15 protein-coding genes and 1 tRNA gene are annotated in these 14,674 nt (G+C 58.3%); 8 read left to right on the top strand and 8 right to left on the bottom strand.

Annotation, left to right across the window (positions count from 1 at the left end; translation table 11 throughout):
* The first annotated feature begins 80 nt into the window (after positions 1 to 80).
* Both YH63_RS08260 and YH63_RS08255 read left to right on the top strand, forming a co-directional pair.
* On the top strand, positions 81 to 338 hold the full coding sequence (locus YH63_RS08260) for a helix-turn-helix domain-containing protein (protein WP_046828016.1): 258 nt from the start codon (positions 81 to 83) through the stop codon (positions 336 to 338).
* A 180-nt stretch (positions 339 to 518) separates the two neighbouring features.
* Positions 519 to 737, top strand: a complete 219-nt coding sequence (locus tag YH63_RS08255) for a hypothetical protein (RefSeq protein ID WP_046828017.1) — start codon at positions 519 to 521, stop codon at positions 735 to 737.
* 753 nt (positions 738 to 1,490) lie between these two features.
* On the opposite strand, the gene YH63_RS21600 is transcribed toward YH63_RS08255, so the two are convergent.
* The gene (locus tag YH63_RS21600; protein WP_170978672.1) at positions 1,491 to 1,667 is read right to left on the bottom strand and encodes a hypothetical protein; all 177 of its coding nucleotides are present in this window, start codon (positions 1,665 to 1,667) and stop codon (positions 1,491 to 1,493) included.
* 375 nt (positions 1,668 to 2,042) lie between these two features.
* Here YH63_RS21600 and YH63_RS08250 point away from each other — a divergent pair, with 375 nt between their 5' ends.
* The 3 genes from YH63_RS08250 (at position 2,043) to YH63_RS08240 (ending at position 5,068) form a co-directional block, all read left to right on the top strand.
* Positions 2,043 to 2,261 carry a PilZ domain-containing protein gene (locus tag YH63_RS08250; RefSeq protein ID WP_246658124.1) on the top strand — a complete coding sequence of 73 codons (219 nt, stop codon included), beginning with the start codon at positions 2,043 to 2,045 and terminating at the stop codon, positions 2,259 to 2,261.
* A 257-nt stretch (positions 2,262 to 2,518) separates the two neighbouring features.
* The gene (locus YH63_RS08245) at positions 2,519 to 3,058 is read left to right on the top strand and encodes a heme NO-binding domain-containing protein (protein WP_046828018.1); all 540 of its coding nucleotides are present in this window, start codon (positions 2,519 to 2,521) and stop codon (positions 3,056 to 3,058) included.
* Between the two features lie 9 nt (positions 3,059 to 3,067).
* Positions 3,068 to 5,068, top strand: a complete 2,001-nt coding sequence (locus tag YH63_RS08240) for a putative bifunctional diguanylate cyclase/phosphodiesterase (RefSeq protein WP_052753839.1) — start codon at positions 3,068 to 3,070, stop codon at positions 5,066 to 5,068.
* Positions 5,069 to 5,286: 218 nt separating this feature from the next.
* Here YH63_RS08240 and YH63_RS08235 read toward each other — a convergent pair whose 3' ends face one another.
* From YH63_RS08235 to YH63_RS08205, 7 genes are all read right to left on the bottom strand, one after another.
* On the bottom strand, positions 5,287 to 5,652 hold the full coding sequence (locus tag YH63_RS08235; RefSeq protein WP_083992603.1) for a PilZ domain-containing protein: 366 nt from the start codon (positions 5,650 to 5,652) through the stop codon (positions 5,287 to 5,289).
* 42 nt (positions 5,653 to 5,694) lie between these two features.
* Positions 5,695 to 6,024: a DUF2336 domain-containing protein gene (locus tag YH63_RS22005; protein ID WP_083992604.1), complete on the bottom strand. Its 330-nt coding sequence runs from the start codon at positions 6,022 to 6,024 to the stop codon at positions 5,695 to 5,697.
* Between the two features lie 555 nt (positions 6,025 to 6,579).
* Positions 6,580 to 8,328 (bottom strand): relaxase/mobilization nuclease domain-containing protein, encoded by a 1,749-nt coding sequence (locus tag YH63_RS08225; RefSeq protein ID WP_137325151.1) that lies wholly within the window; start codon positions 8,326 to 8,328, stop codon positions 6,580 to 6,582.
* Positions 8,325 to 8,633 (bottom strand): hypothetical protein, encoded by a 309-nt coding sequence (locus tag YH63_RS08220; protein ID WP_137325150.1) that lies wholly within the window; start codon positions 8,631 to 8,633, stop codon positions 8,325 to 8,327. Before YH63_RS08220 ends, YH63_RS08225 begins: the two co-directional genes overlap by 4 nt.
* A 389-nt stretch (positions 8,634 to 9,022) precedes the next feature.
* A complete protein-coding gene (locus tag YH63_RS08215) occupies positions 9,023 to 11,074 on the bottom strand; it encodes a hypothetical protein (RefSeq protein WP_205717108.1) in 2,052 nt (683 codons plus the stop codon).
* Positions 11,075 to 11,390: 316 nt separating this feature from the next.
* Positions 11,391 to 11,480: transfer RNA gene (locus YH63_RS08210), tRNA-Ser, on the bottom strand.
* 202 nt (positions 11,481 to 11,682) lie between these two features.
* Positions 11,683 to 12,759: an ROK family protein gene (locus tag YH63_RS08205; RefSeq protein WP_046828027.1), complete on the bottom strand. Its 1,077-nt coding sequence runs from the start codon at positions 12,757 to 12,759 to the stop codon at positions 11,683 to 11,685.
* 367 nt (positions 12,760 to 13,126) lie between these two features.
* On the opposite strand from YH63_RS08205, the gene rplU reads away from it, so the two are divergent.
* From rplU to YH63_RS08190, 3 genes are all read left to right on the top strand, one after another.
* On the top strand, positions 13,127 to 13,627 hold the full coding sequence (gene rplU, locus YH63_RS08200; protein WP_046828028.1) for a 50S ribosomal protein L21: 501 nt from the start codon (positions 13,127 to 13,129) through the stop codon (positions 13,625 to 13,627).
* A 56-nt stretch (positions 13,628 to 13,683) separates the two neighbouring features.
* Positions 13,684 to 13,953, top strand: coding sequence for a 50S ribosomal protein L27 (gene rpmA, locus YH63_RS08195; RefSeq protein WP_046828029.1), 270 nt, complete (start codon positions 13,684 to 13,686; stop codon positions 13,951 to 13,953).
* A gap of 132 nt (positions 13,954 to 14,085) precedes the next feature.
* Positions 14,086 to 14,673, top strand: a complete 588-nt coding sequence (locus tag YH63_RS08190) for a GNAT family N-acetyltransferase (RefSeq protein ID WP_046828030.1) — start codon at positions 14,086 to 14,088, stop codon at positions 14,671 to 14,673.
* Position 14,674: the final 1 nt, after the last annotated feature.

Raw genomic sequence — 14,674 nt, 5'->3', positions numbered from 1 at the left:
AGAAGGACAGTATGGCCGCCAGTCCTAAATATATGATTTATCATATGGACCAGATTTGAGGCATCAGCAGACCGTGCGTTATGGCGTCTCGGTCTGGATTCGGAAAACGGTTTCCTGCGCGCACTTCGCAGACTGCGAAGGCGCTTGGCCGCAATGTGCGCCGTCTCCGCAAAGAAAAGGGTTGGACGCAGGACGAACTGGCGGCCAAGGTGAAGTTAGAACAGACCGCAATTAGCCTGATCGAAAACAACCGGGCAAATCCGACTCTTTCCACGCTTGAAGCCTTGGCTGCTGCCTTCAAGATCCCATTTGTGGAGTTGTTTGAGGCGGGTACGTAGCTCCGACATTTGCGAGCTTGGTCGGCTTTAGCTGGATCTGGCCATGCCACGCGGCGCGATACCTCTGAAATGCAAGCCAATCGACAATGCTGTCGAATACCCTCGGTTTCTCACAATCGGATTCACGAACCCGGAAGAAACCTTGCTTTAGCCTCCCATAACTTCATGGGAGTTCACTGCATGCGCGCGATTATTATCGTCGCCTCTATGGTGTTTGCGACCATTGCTCAGGCGGAAGAATGTCGGTTTGGCGACAACCGGCCCGCAATCGACACGATTCCACGCAACATTACACCAGGCGGGACAATCATCGCTTGCGAACAGAAGACCATCACAGTGACGCCGCCGTCGGGCAACAAGCGGGACATGAAAATGTGGACTTTTCAGAAGGTCAAGTAGCGCGGAAATCTCGATTCAGCGGACGGCACAAATTTGTATGCCTTTTGAATAATCACTCGTCGGTCAATAGATAAAGATGCGCCGGTCTCTCGCCTGATTCAGCGAACCGAAATCATCGTTTCACGCCCGATCCTTGGCGGACTTCATCACCATTACGTGCGGGTTTAGGTTTTCGGTACACGGGAACGACCATCCGTACCGCTTCGCTACTCAGACGGCCGTTGAGGTGGCAATGCCTGTCGAGGGGTCAAAAATTGCTCGACGTTTCGGCACATTTGGCACTGATATGTTCTTACGTCGCGTTCCTTCCAAGGCTCGACGCAAGACCAGAACATTGGCGTGTCGCAAATTTTGCAATTCGGCAATCTGAACATAAGAACTGCCTAAAATTGGAGTTTAGCAGAAAGCATACCGCCGGACAGTTAATGCTTCTCAATAGAACTGCGCTCAGGGTCGATTCCAGTGCAGACGACAGGCTCGGCCTATCTGCACAGAATGGACCTGCCCCAGCAATTCGGCCATCCGCTCCAGCGCATCTTCACTCACGTCGCCGCTTTCGATCAGCGCTGCAAGCTCGCCGAGGCGCAACCGGCGCGTCGATGTTCGCCCAAGTGATGCGCTCAAGTGTCGGGTCGGTGTCGAGTTAGCCTGCGCCGCTTTGTTAGGGGCGAGGCGTCAGGCTGCTGCTTGGCTTCACGCCTGAGCCCGGCGGTTCCATCAGGGGATGACTCCAGGAAATGATCAATCGCCGTGTCAGCGGATAACCGGCTCATTGCCAAGCCGTGCCAGTCTCTCAGCGAATGCGATCACGGCGTCGCGGTCACTCTTGCGGGCAATGCTCTCGAAGGTCTTGATCATGCGAAGACCCTCTTCCGCCGTGACAGGTTCGCACGATTGCTTGATCACCGAGAAGCTACGGATATTGGTCATTTTCACCCCCACTAAGAATGTCTAGCGAACTCCAATTGCGCAAAAGATCGCTGTGGTGACGAATGAAGAGAAGCTATTCGCATGGTCGAAAAATGCAAGACCAAGTTGCGAAGTATGGGATGGCGTGACATTCCTTGTGCGCGCTTGCCGATGTTAACCAATTTTCACCAATTCGCTTAACAATGGAGTCGTTGATCGTCTCAGCTCGGCTCTTGGCGTTGGTCAGAAGTTCGCGCCAGCCTATTAAGATCGAAAAGACTTGGAGCGCGCATTTTGCATTAAAGCGCGGAGCCAGCACCCCAATCTGGGGGTGGAATGTGAAAAGAACATCGGGGGAGCCAGCGCGTAGATTCCGAGCGCGGCGGTAATACGCTCATCATGGATTTCGACGGCACCTGGCGTCGTGAATGCGCGATGATGGATGTCTCAGGAAGTGGCGTTCTCCTCACAGTCAACGGCTCGGTTGCGGGATTGGATCTGAAAGAATTCTTCCTGCTGCTGTCATCGACAGGATTTGTGTATCGTCGATGCGAACTGGTGCGACTAAACGGCGAGCAAACTGGACACGCCTTCGCAAACAGATCAGCAAAATGAAGGTGGCTTCTCCGCTGCTCACAAAGCAAACCGTGCGATTTACGCTGATCTGGTGCATTTCCTCAGCTTTGCGATTTTCTCCCCGAACCTGGAACGCTGTAAACTGGTGCGTAGAATGTTTCTTACGGGTCCATCGATGTTGCGCCGCTCAAACTCGATCATTTATCCACGAAACCTAACTTAAGGGATTGGTAGGCAACTACTGTTACGCTGAACGGCCGGTGTTGCGAATTCATGCGCCAACAGGAGGTTGAGTCATGAAGGGTGTTATATTCAATGTCCTGGAAGAAGTCGTTACCCAACAGTTCAGCCAGGATGTCTGGGAAGATTTGGTCGACAAGGCCGGCGTCGATGGCGCCTACACTTCGCTTGGCAACTACGCAGACGAGGAACTCGTCTCCTTGGTCACAACCTCCGCCGAAGTACTCGGCAAAACGCCCGGCGAAATCCTGCGCTGGTTCGGACAGTCGGCAATGCCGCTGCTGGCCACGCGTTACCCGTCATTGTTCGAGTCGCATCAGTCCTCACGGGATTTTGTTCTCAGCGTCAACAAGATTATCCATCCCGAGGTCCGCAAGCTCTACACGGGAGCATCGTGCCCGTTCTTCCATTTCAAACCAAGCGATAACGGTTCAATGATGATGGCCTACCATTCGCAGCGCAAGCTGTGCATGCTGGCACAGGGTTTCATTGAAGGCGCCGCCGACCACTACCACGATCACGCCGACGTTCATCATCGCGAGTGCATGCACAATGGCGACGAGAAATGTTTGCTAGAGATCAAGTGGGCTGCCTGAGTGCAACACATGTTGCCACAGGTTGCGGCCGACCCCGCCCTCCAAATCCTCCGAATTGAGCGTCGGCTGCAGCGCGAGCGTGCCGCGCGACTAGAGGCTGAGGCAATCGCTGAGAAGGGTCTACGCGAGCTCTATGAAAAACAGCAGCAATTAGCACTGCTGGAGACCATCGCAGCGGCTTCGAATCAGAGCACCTCGATTGAGGACACGTTTGACCTCGCCATCAAGGAAATCTGCAAGTTCACGGAATGGCCGCTCGGTCAAGCCTATATCGTCCATCGCAGCAGCGAAGACCTTCGCCTTGAACCCCTGCAAGTGCGTTATGCGACGGACACGGATGCGCTGCAACCGATGATCCAGGCAACGACGGCGACGTCATTCGCTTGTGGTGAAGGACTTCCCGGCCGCGTCTTCGCCTCGGCAACACCGGTCTGGCTACAGCACCTGGCCATCGACCGGAATATTCTGCGCGCTGACGCGGTTGCCGCGTGCGGCATTAAAAGCGGCATGGCGTTTCCGATCCTCGTTGGGCGCGATGTGGCCGCGGTCGTGGAGTTTTTCTCTTACAAGGAGCAAGAGCCCGACGCGGCGCTGCTCACGCTGCTGGGCCAGATCGGCATCCAGCTCGGCCGCGTGATCGAACGCAAGCAAGCTGAAGACCGGTTGATCCATGACGCCTCACACGACGGTCTGACCGGCCTGCCGAACCGGGTCTTGTTTCGTGATCGCGTGAACCGTGCGATCGCTCGCGCAAAACGCATTTCCGGTGAATGTTTTGCTGTTCTGTTCATCGATCTCGATCGTTTCAAGCTGGTCAACGACAGTTTGGGCCACGCCGCGGGCGACGATCTTCTGATCGAGATCGCGCAGCGTCTGAATGGCGCTCTGCAGCAGGATTCCGTAGCCCATACGCTCGCCCGGCTTGGAGGCGACGAATTCACCGTACTGCTCGAGGAACTCGACAGTCCGGACAAGGCGATGCAAATCGGGGAGCTGCTGATCGGAACGCTCCGAACGCCGATCCTGATCGGTGGCCAGGAAATCTATGCCAGCGCCAGCATCGGCGTGACCAATATCACCGGCACGGAAGAATCGTCGGAAACCCTGCTGCGCAATGCCGATCTCGCCATGTACCGCGCAAAATCGCTCGGCCGCGGGCGTGTCGAGCTCTACGATACTGGCCTCCACGACATTGCGGTCGAGCGATTGAGGCTCGAAGGCAGCCTCAGACGCGCGCTCGCCAACAATGAATTCATCCTGCATTACCAGCCGATCGTCTCACTCGAGACCCACGACATCGTCGGCTTTGAATCGCTGATACGCTGGCAGCGCGGACCGGGGGATCTCGTTCCCCCGGGCGACTTCATCGGGGTCGCCGAGGACACCGGGCTGATCGTTCTGATCGGCGGCTGGGTGTTGAGCGAGGCGTGTCGGTTGCTGGCGCAACTGCAGGCCAAATTCTCTCGGCCCGAGCCGCTCACCATGAGCATCAACATTTCGCCGCGCCAGTTCATTCAGCCCGATTTCATCGATCAAGTCCGGCGCGCTGTGTCCGGCGCGGGGCTGGAACCGCGCAGCGTCCGGCTGGAGATCACGGAAACCGTGACTATCAGCGATCCCGAGCGAACGATCCTTGTTCTCAAGGCGCTGCACGACTTCGGCGTGCGGATCAGCATCGATGATTTCGGAACAGGATATTCATCGCTCAACTATCTGCATCGTCTTCCGGTCGATACGCTCAAGATCGACCGGTCTTTCGTAACCGGCCTCGGCATCACGGTCGAAGGGACACAGATCATCCGCGCGATTCTCGATCTCGCGGAAAATCTGAAAATCGATGTCGTCGCCGAAGGTACGGAGCATGAAGGGCAGATCCGGCAACTCGCGGATATGGGATGCCACTACGCGCAGGGCTACTATTTCTCGAAACCGCTTCCGTCAAACGACCTCGAAGCGCTCCTGGACAGCTCTGCACCGCACTCCAAGGTTACGGCACGGACCACCAACTGATCGGCGCATCTTGAGCTTCCCACGCAGGTGTTAGCTTAAAGCAGACCGTTGCAACGGGAGGTCGGGGAGCTGGACGCAATTTGGCGAGTTTCCGATACCGAGTGCAAAACAGACATTCCATCCAGGCCGTGGTTCTTCGTACTTGACCTCAAGCAGACGCGAGCGGACCTAATCGGACAAGCAGAAGAGGCGAGTCCCCTTCTTGAGAAAGGTTTCTCTCAGCGTTTTGGTTTCGAACAACTCGTATCAGAATCAATCGGCGGTAAACGCACCAAAGATGCGGCTGATCGGCGAACTGCCGAGTTCTTGGCAGATTCTGCTCGGGCAAAGCGCACACCAATTTGATCGCCACTCAGCCGCACGAGTTCGCATCGCCGGTAAGCGAGACCCGTCGCTGAGAGCAGAAGAAAGAATTCTTTCAGATCGAGCCCTTCTGTTGTGCCCTTGACGGCCAAGCGGGCGCCGGTTTGCGATACATCGCACATCGTGCATTCCCGGCGCCACGTTCCATCAATGCCCATGATATGGACATCGATCCCGCGCTCGAAATTGACCCGCTCGCTCTTTCTGCTTCCATATGCCATATGACGATTCCATCCGTGCTAAGGTCGGCAAGCTGATAAGGTCTATGCAAGGCTGCTAGGCGCTTCAGCCTGTCGCACTTGCCAAAACCGCAGCAAGCGTTCGGCGTTCGGCCTGGTCAGCTTTCCAAACTCTGCTTCAAGCTTTTCCATCGATTTGTGCGGTATCTCCCCGGGCGGAAACTTGCACGCCAGGATGGCGCGAACGGTTTGCCAACTGAGACCCGCTCCCTTGCAGGCAATAAGTAGACCTTCGTCGCGGGGGCTCTCCATCAGTGGCTTTATGATTTCGATGGACGTCGAGCACAGAAGCGAAAGGCCCGCCACTGTTTCCTCATATTGGCGAGTCGAGGCAAATGTCCGGAGCGCGTTCAGATCTTACTGGCGTTGGAAGTCACGACTTCGTCCCGGCCGACCAAACGGACCCGGTCGAAATACGCCGGCGGGCTGGCTTGCGCTCGGGGTCGCGGTGGTATCGTTGGCGATCCTGTTTTTTGCCTGCGCGGGACTTGCCCTCGACATTCGCGAGCGCCATCGCGCTGAGCTGGAAGTGGATCGCATGGGTGGCCTCGCCGACGCCTCGGCTGACCTTCGGGAACAAACTCCAGGATAGAGCGGACCTCATTCTTTGCCTTGAACGCGATCTTGTAGCCAGCCGGCACCCTTGACAGCATATTCCCATCCGAAATTGGAGTTGCAGAAACTCCGTAACGACTGCGACGATAAGCTTGCGGGATCCTGTAATGGCTCCATCACGAACGTCGCCCGAGGCAAGGGCTGCAACCGCAAGTCCATGCGATCCGATTCATGCTGTCAAATCGAAAAAAGACTCAACGCAGGCGGTTTCGCTCATCGCTGCGATATCCATGGCGGGTCGCATGGCCCGCCGCGCCGCTCGTCCACGGCGGCTTGCGGCAATTGAGAGCAAGCTTACCAAGACGCCTGCGGATTGGCTTTGTACGGCTTGCCCCATTCGTCATAGAGCACAACGTCGTCCCGGCCACCAAATTCGCTGTGCTCATCACCGCCCAAGGCGGCGTGCCGCGCCCGAGGCAGTGCCGCAAGCCGCAGCACATGGGCGAGGCCGGCAAACCCAAGTTCAGGATTCCGAGCGAGGCGGGTTCTCGCGATTTCTCCGATCTTGATGAACTTCATCGCCTGCTGTTGGCGTGTCGCGAGTGCTGCGCTGTGCTGGCTGCGTTCCTGCGCGAACTTCGCCTGCTGGGTAGCGAGGGCGTGTTTCGCGCTGGCGAGTGCTGATCGAGCCGTCCTGACCTTTGCGAAAATTGCTTCGGACTTTGTTTGAAGCCGCTCTTTTTCCGCTTCACGCGACGATCTCATCAAGTGATTCCAGATGGTTGGCGTCGGCAGACATTCGATCCGCCGATCAAGATCTGACGATCGACGTTCAAGCTCACGAAGCCGCCCTGTCGCTTTGTCGACAGCGCGCCTCGCCGCCAGAAGAGCAGATGGCTCGGGTAGATCGTCGGATTGATTTAAGATCGCCGTTTCGGTTTCGATACTTTCATGCAACTCAAAATCGACGCGCTCTGGCGGAGCCATGGCGGCTCGCCGCGCAATGGAGAGCAGATCCAAGAGTCTTACATGTTGCCGATGGCAACCGATGCGCAGCATCAGCGCCGTGGCGGCGGCGGCTGGCTGAACCGCGATTCCAACCGCTCCAGGCGTTCGTGTATCCGATCCACCGCCAGAACTGTTTCCTCCTGCAGCCGGATCAGGGTGTCGAGGGCTGCGGGCTGGTTCGGATCCTCCATCGCGCTTGCCAGCTTCGAGACCGGTTTCATCTGCTGAATCAGAAACCGGAGGAGCTGCTCCGCGGTAGGTGGCTGACGAAGAGTATCGGCCATTGAATATCATCCTTTGTTTGAGCTCAGCTTTGTTGAAACGCGTCAGCCGCGACAGCGACCCTACAAACGTAGCCCCGTCGCTCGCTATCAGGACCGGCATTCCGCCCTTTCGGCCAGCTTCCAACCGCAGCCCGATCGCAGCGAGCTTGCCCTCGAACTCCTCAAGGCTTTGCGAGGCAGCAAGAGCTTCGGTGACCAGCACCCGAATACGCGGCAGATCAATGCCGCTGCGCTTGAGGCGTTGATGGGAACGCTCATCAAAGCCCTGCCCATGATTGCCAGACTGCCGAGAGAGTTCGTCGGGGACCTCAAAGCCTTCGGCCTTCAGCGCTGCGGCCGCAGACTTGCAGTGCGGACCGATGGTCACCGGATGGCCCCACATCAGTGATAACCCTATCGAAATTTTTTGGTGCCGGGCATAGTCATGCGAGGACGACATCACCGAACCCGCCGAGGCTGGATCGACCTCGTTCACAAGAATGTGAAAATGTGGGCAGCCGTCTGGCGTCGCTCGCTGTTTACGGTGCTTCCAGGCGATCGCGACGGCTGGATCGAAGCCAAACTCGGCCGCCAGCCAACCGATCAAAGTATCGAACTGTTCGGTCGTAATTTCTCGCTCTGGCGAAGCGATCCAATGTCGCACGCTGTATTCGCGCCCGAACCGGAGCGCATCGTCCCGCCAATCTTTCAGATCAGCCATATTGCCGCGAACGAGTTCAACCTCATCGTTGTCGTCGCCATTGGTGAGGTGATTAATAAGACGCTGGACTGCTTGGCCACGAGCTTTCACGCGCTTGGATTTCAGGTTCATGGCGCAACCTGATTGAGACGGCGCGAGGCGATGGCGTGAATCTCGCCGGCGACGGATTTTGCGAACGCCGCAAGTGTCTCGGGATCAACCTCTTTGCTCTCGGCCATCGTGGCAAGCCTATTGGCGAGGCGGCGCATGTGTGCCGCTTCGGTGAGCATCGGCCGTGTCATCATCCGGCCGGTCACGGCCATGCGGCCGGCGCGGCGCAAGTATGACGAGAGCGTCATGTCGGCATCGGCGGCGGCCTTCGCGAATAGGAGCTTGTCGCCCCCGGCCACTCTGAATTTGATGACGTTCTCCGCCAATGTTCTAGCCTCCGGGGTCAACGGGGCGGAGCCCCTTCAAGCTGCGTGTCCACGACGCGCATGGCTTGCTGTCTCTCCGCACTAATCTTCGCTTGGGCCACGCAATCACGATGAATCGTGCGCGCGTCATGCGCAAGTGGTTGTGGCCACAGATGTTTGTGCTGGACGTCAGAGAAATGTCGATTGGGAAGTTAAAATCTCTTCCGCGCGATCACAGTGTACCTGAGGTGTACGCGAGGATGACGATCAGATACGCGAGCGAAAGTTGCGCGGTGATCGGCGCCAGCGAAATGTCGCTCGCAACGCTGAATTATTCGGACTTAAGACGGCTCAATTTTCGGCAAGGCTTAGAAGCGTCCAAGACGTCGACATCGCTTGGACGCGAATTTCTACATGGGAGCAGATGGAGGAAGACTGTTAGCTGATCCCCTATGCGCGAATAGCGAGGGTGGCAACGCGATCTTCACGCTTGCCGTAGTGCTACCGCTGCCACCCTCCACTTTCAGCTCCACTGTGATCATCTCCTCTAAGTTATTTCCGGATCCCATACTGCGCGGCATACCGCCCGATTCGGGAGTTAAGATCTGCGGCGCCGTCAGGTGTCTCGACTTGGAGGCCTGGGTGACGGCCTCCGGCTCCGGCTGGCTCTTGCCACCGGCGGACTGATGACTCTGCGGCTCCGCCGTCGGGTGTCCGGACTTGGAGGCCTGGGTGGCGGCCTCCGGCTCCGGCTGGCTCTTGCCACCGGCGGACTGATGACTCTGCGGCTCCGCCGTCGGGTGTCCGGACTTGGAGGCCTGGGTGGCGGCCTCCGGCTCCGGCTGGCTCTTGCCGCCGGCGGACTGATGACTCTGCGGCTCCGCCGTCGGGTGTCCGGACTTGGAGGCCTGGGTCGCGGCCTCCGGCTGACGGTCCCACTCGTTTAAGGTCTCGTAGTTGATCAGAGATTCGAGGACCGTAGATTCGTCCGTAGAAGATTCGGGAGTTACCGGGGTCAAGTACAAGAGGTGTGCCGCTTGCGCGGCCAGTTCCTCCGCGTAGGCAATGTCGCGGCGCAAGTCGTACCGCGACGCAAGATCATTCCATCCCGTATAGTCTGCCACGCGTGCTACCCAGCGCAAAGTCTGACCGATATAGGCGAATTGGTAGCAAATCAGTCGTGGCGATCGGCCTGTCGCGGTATCACCGGCGCCGGTCCCGTCCGTCGTGCCAAAGGCGCGAGATTCCGACGGCGAGACCATCGGGCTGCGGTCCCGCTGCGCTTCTGCCGATACTATGGTGTCATCGATCTCATCAACTGGCGTCAGAATTTCGTCGGCGCTCATCGCGTCCAACAGTTCGTCCGACTTTGCGGCAATAGCAGCTAATTCGGCGGCGAGACCCGTGCTGGTTGATTTGGATCTCTTTGACCTCGCACCGCGAAGAGGACCCACGACATCGAACCGGCGCAGACGGGTAGTCTGCTCAAAAAATTCACGCAAATGCTTGTCGGTAACATCGCTGAACCCCCGATTCGCGAGCTTAGCTACCGGGTAGCAAGCCGTCGCAATTAAGTCGCGCCGGACACCAGGCTCCTCCACCCAGCTAAGCCAAACCCGATCGCTCCCGAATTTGCCGTACAGATAGTCAACAACGGCAGATGAGTGGTTTGGGTCGATCTGCGCGGTAACATGAGCGTGGATATCGAAGGCAGCACCGCCATCGAGGGGATCCCAATGCCGGCCCACGACGAGCGGCCGCAACCACTGGCAACCGTCGCTCTGCATGTACTCCAAAGCGCCCTGGATTTCTGTTCGTGTGAGTGTGTGGGCTCGTCGCAGGCTGCGGACGGGAGTATTACCGCGCGGATCGAGAAGCAGTTCACCGGTTGCTGGATCGTGCAGATCGCGCCGCGGTCGGATCGTGATTGAGACGATGTTATCAGCGCGCCCGTGCTGCCTCTCATATGAAATCAGTTCGCGCCGCAGGCGCATGACCTCCAATATATACTGCGAACCGAACAGTGCACTGTTGACTAACGGCCGGCCACGCGACTCGATGAATTCACCTTTTGTCGCGAGATCGACATAGTACTCGGGGGCTCCCGCCTTGTAGGCGCGAACACCACGACGCTCCAATCGGTCGGCCAAGTTGTGATCGAGCGCAATGCGTCGGTTGGAATTGGCGGCCTGCGCGCGCGTTCTAATGAGAGGAGCTCTGTTCATATTTTCGCCGTCGTCCGTTTGCGCACTCTCCGACTCCCGACCGAAGAAGGCAGCTACCAGCGATTTGGGCGCCAATGGCGGATCGCGACAACTACAGGCGAGAAGCCGGTTCGTGCATTGATTTTTGAGGGACGTGTCCGGCTTCCGGACCTTTCGACGAGTAGGCCGCATCAGATTCGATGCGTAGAAGGCCGCCCCGTCCCGGAACACCGCTTGTGGCGGGCCACCGGGATCCATTCGACTAATCCGGAAGCTCCTACGGCTCCGGAAAACCAGCGCAGGCGTGGCTCGACCTGAAATTAATTGGCCGGGATGAGGGGTTTGGTCAATTCCAAAGGAATTCTACGGTTAACCCTTGTTAACCATACTGGCCCGTCAGGCTGCTTTATTGCTAAGCATGCTACTGCTCGAAGGCAGAGGATTTGGCTTCCGTCGGCACCTAAATGATGACAATTTGGGCCCGCACGGTTCTACACCGTGGTTCTACACCGTCATTTTCTGACGGTTTGAGAAATGCCCGGTTTTATTGGGTTTTTCGCGTTGCATTAGCGAGTGGCGGAGAGGGAGGGATTCGAACCCCCGATAGGCTTGCACCTATGCCGCATTTCGAGTGCGGTGCATTCGACCACTCTGCCACCTCTCCAGGTACCAAAACGGCGGTTTCCCGCCGGGTCGCGGGGCGAGTTCTATGCGAGGATGCCGGTCCAGACAAGGCACCGGCAGCCTTTTCGTGCCATTTTGAGGGAATGGATTGGGCTCGCCAGAAACGCCAAGGCCACGACAGCCTTCCGGGGCGCGGCACCAAACCTCGAACCCGTGCATGCCCCCGCCGCAAGCTTCGCGCCTCACCCTTTCTTCTTCTCTTTCGGATTGCGCATGGTGAAGCGCGCGTTGCCGAGCCCGGTGCCGATGGTGAGGATACCCCAGCGCTTGTAGTCCTGCATGAAGGGAATCTCGCTTAAGCCTTGCACCACGCCGTCATTGTGCATCAGCACCGCGGTGTCGTGATCGCCGATGCTCGGGATCAGTTCGATCAGACTGGCGGGCAGGTTGAATTTGCTGCTTTCCCAGTTTCCCGGCAGGTTCTGCGCGCCTTTTTCAATCGAGCCGTCCGCATCTATCGCGCCGGGACACGAGACGCCGATAAACGGTGCAAGCTTGAGGCCTTTATTTTCCGCCTCTTTCAACAAGCCCTTCAGCAATCCGGCCAGCTTTTTCACCGCGCCCTCGCGGGTCGGCTCGTCATCGGCATGACGCCAGAGTTCGGATTTCCAGACCGACGCCTTCGACAAATCAGGCGTCTTCTTTTGGCGGGTTTCGACCACACCACAGCGAATGTTGGTGCCGCCGATATCGACAGCGATGATGCTGTCGTGCCCTTCGAAAATCCATGATGGCGCCAGATGCGCGCAGCCGATCAGCGCCGCCTCATCCGGGTGAAACCGGATCGGGATCAGGCTGACTTTTGCGCCACCCGCCTTGAGAATGATGTCCGCCCGGGCAATCGCCAGTTCGCCGATCCGGCTTTGCCGGAAGCCGCCGCCGACGATGATCGCCTCGGTCTTGTCCCAGGCCTTGGTCTTGAGGAAGCGACCCGTGACGTAAGCAAGTTCCTGCGCGAACTCCTCGATGGCGCTGTGGATCAGCGCTGCGGCTTCGACATCCTCGCCGACGAGGATCTCATCCAGCCTCTTCTTGCTGATGTCTTCCGTCGATTTGGCGCCGAGCGGGTCATCGCCATTTTTCTTCAATGGTTTCCGCCACTTATCGAGGATATCCTGAAACGCCCCCTTGCTGGCGCGGTCGCCCAGAAAGCCGTCTTCATCCTTGAGTTCGATATTGTAGCTGTCGATATCGACCGACGGCAGGCGTGCCGCCCCATGATTGCCGATACCGGCGGTCGTCAGCGTGTCTTCAGCCATATCCCGATGCCCCTTGCCTCTGTTGCGGGGTATAACGACCGGGGAACCGGATGGTTTCGGGGCAGCTTGCCGCTGGCGGTCCGAGACGCCCCGAAAGACCCGAAATCCCTTATTTCTGGCCGGTTTTTGGGGCGCTTTTTCTTGACTCATGGCGTTTTCCCGATGTAAGACCCCTCACCCGGCGCGGGAATTTCTCGCGCCGTTTGTTTTTGTGCGATCGGCCGGACCGCTCCAGTACGAGAGCAGCCCCGATAGCGCAGAGATTTCGCGATGATCAAATGATGATCGCGGTGAACCCATAGCGACTGAACAAGAAGCCGGGCCGGATTCATCCGAGCATCGGAATCGAACACGAAGGATAAAAACGATGTTCGCAGTCATCAAAACCGGCGGCCGGCAGTTCCGCGTCGTTCCGGATGATGTGCTCGAGATTGGCAAGATCGCCGGCGATGTCGGAACGATCGTGCAGCTTGGCGAAGTAATGGTGGTTGGCGGCGACACGCCGGTCCTCGGATTCCCGTTCGTTTCGGGCGCATCCGTGGCCGCCGAAGTGCTGGACCACAAGCGCGGCCCGAAGGTGATTTCCTTCAAGAAGCGCCGCCGCAAGAATTCGAAGCGCAAGCGCGGCTATCGCGATGAAATCACGGTGATCCGCGTCACCGAGATTCTGACCGACGGCAAGGCCCCGACCGTGGGTCCGCGTCCGAAGCGCGAAAAGAAGATCGAAGCCGCTCCGGTGGACGGTGACGAGGCTCCGGCCAAGGTCGCCAAGAAGGCTCCGGCCAAGAAGGCAGCGTCAACAGCCGCCGCCAAGCCAAAGACCGCGGCCAAGAAAGCCGCGCCGAAGGCGAAGAGCGACGAAAAGTGAAATGATTCCGTCAAGGAATCGGTCTATAGCTTAAAGCGAATTTTGGAGACGGAGCCATGGCTCACAAAAAAGCAGGCGGTTCATCGCGCAACGGACGCGACTCGGCAGGCAAGCGCCTCGGAGTCAAAGCGTTCGGCGGCGAGCACGTGATTCCGGGCAACATCATTGCACGTCAGCGCGGCACGACCTGGCATCCCGGCCTTAACGTCGGCATGGGCACGGATCATACCCTGTTCGCCAAGATCGAAGGCAAAGTCGAATTCCGCGCCAAAGCCAACGGCCGCACCTTCGTCTCGGTTATTCCGACGGCGGAAGCGGCTGAATAAACGGTAGACACATCGCGTCTGCCGGGTCTCGTTGAACCGGCAGAGCACTGGAAGGCTCGAAGGGGAGACGGGTAACCGGCCTCCCCTTTTGTTTTGCTCGTTTTGGGGACGGGCACATCACGGAGCCTGACCATGTTACTGGAAAAGCCAACGCCCACGTTGCGGGAATCAAGAGCCGTCGTCCTCGAGACCGATCGGCTGGTATTGCGTCAGCCGACGCTCGCGGACGTAAAAGCCATTGCGCGTGTCGTCGGCGACAAGCGCGTGTCGATTAATTTACGCCGCGTCCCGCATCCCTATACGGTCGACGATGCGATCAGCTTCGTGACCACCATCGCCGCCACCATCGACACCGTATTCCTGGTCGAGCACGAGCGTGCCGCGATCGGGCTTGTCGGCGTGAGCTGGGGAAACGAAAACGCGCCGGAACTCGGCTACTGCTTCGGTGTCGATCACTGGGGCAAGGGCTATGCGACGGAGGCCGCGCGTGCCGTCATCGATTATGCGTTCGAGGAATTCGCCATCGACGAACTGCTGTCCGGAGCGCGGGTGCTGAACCCGGCGTCGCGTCATGTGCTGGAGAAGTGCGGCTTCCAGTGGACCGGCGTTGAATTGCACCGCTCCCTGGCGCTTGGATCATCGACCCCGGTCGACCGCTTCAAGCTGGAGCGCAGCGTGTGGGCGTCGATCAAAAGCTGGAGCAACTCGACGCGGCGGTGAT

It is taken from the genome of Afipia massiliensis (assembly GCF_001006325.2).
Classification (GTDB): domain Bacteria; phylum Pseudomonadota; class Alphaproteobacteria; order Rhizobiales; family Xanthobacteraceae; genus Afipia; species Afipia massiliensis_A.
Note: the sequence above shows the minus strand (reverse complement) of the source record. Positions and strands in the feature narration are given on the sequence as shown.

What these genes read in the sequence shown, in the direction of transcription:
- YH63_RS21600 (WP_170978672.1), bottom strand. Translation starts at nt 1,667, where the DNA reads ATGACCAATATCCGTAGCTTCTCGGTGATCAAGCAATCGTGCGAACCT.
- YH63_RS08245 (WP_046828018.1), top strand. Translation starts at nt 2,519, where the DNA reads ATGAAGGGTGTTATATTCAATGTCCTGGAAGAAGTCGTTACCCAACAG.
- rplU (WP_046828028.1), top strand. Translation starts at nt 13,127, where the DNA reads ATGTTCGCAGTCATCAAAACCGGCGGCCGGCAGTTCCGCGTCGTTCCG.
- rpmA (WP_046828029.1), top strand. Translation starts at nt 13,684, where the DNA reads ATGGCTCACAAAAAAGCAGGCGGTTCATCGCGCAACGGACGCGACTCG.
- YH63_RS08240 (WP_052753839.1), top strand. Translation starts at nt 3,068, where the DNA reads ATGTTGCCACAGGTTGCGGCCGACCCCGCCCTCCAAATCCTCCGAATT.
- YH63_RS08235 (WP_083992603.1), bottom strand. Translation starts at nt 5,652, where the DNA reads ATGGCATATGGAAGCAGAAAGAGCGAGCGGGTCAATTTCGAGCGCGGG.
- YH63_RS08225 (WP_137325151.1), bottom strand. Translation starts at nt 8,328, where the DNA reads ATGAACCTGAAATCCAAGCGCGTGAAAGCTCGTGGCCAAGCAGTCCAG.
- YH63_RS08255 (WP_046828017.1), top strand. Translation starts at nt 519, where the DNA reads ATGCGCGCGATTATTATCGTCGCCTCTATGGTGTTTGCGACCATTGCT.
- YH63_RS08260 (WP_046828016.1), top strand. Translation starts at nt 81, where the DNA reads ATGGCGTCTCGGTCTGGATTCGGAAAACGGTTTCCTGCGCGCACTTCG.
- YH63_RS08205 (WP_046828027.1), bottom strand. Translation starts at nt 12,759, where the DNA reads ATGGCTGAAGACACGCTGACGACCGCCGGTATCGGCAATCATGGGGCG.
- YH63_RS08190 (WP_046828030.1), top strand. Translation starts at nt 14,086, where the DNA reads ATGTTACTGGAAAAGCCAACGCCCACGTTGCGGGAATCAAGAGCCGTC.
- YH63_RS08215 (WP_205717108.1), bottom strand. Translation starts at nt 11,074, where the DNA reads ATGGATCCCGGTGGCCCGCCACAAGCGGTGTTCCGGGACGGGGCGGCC.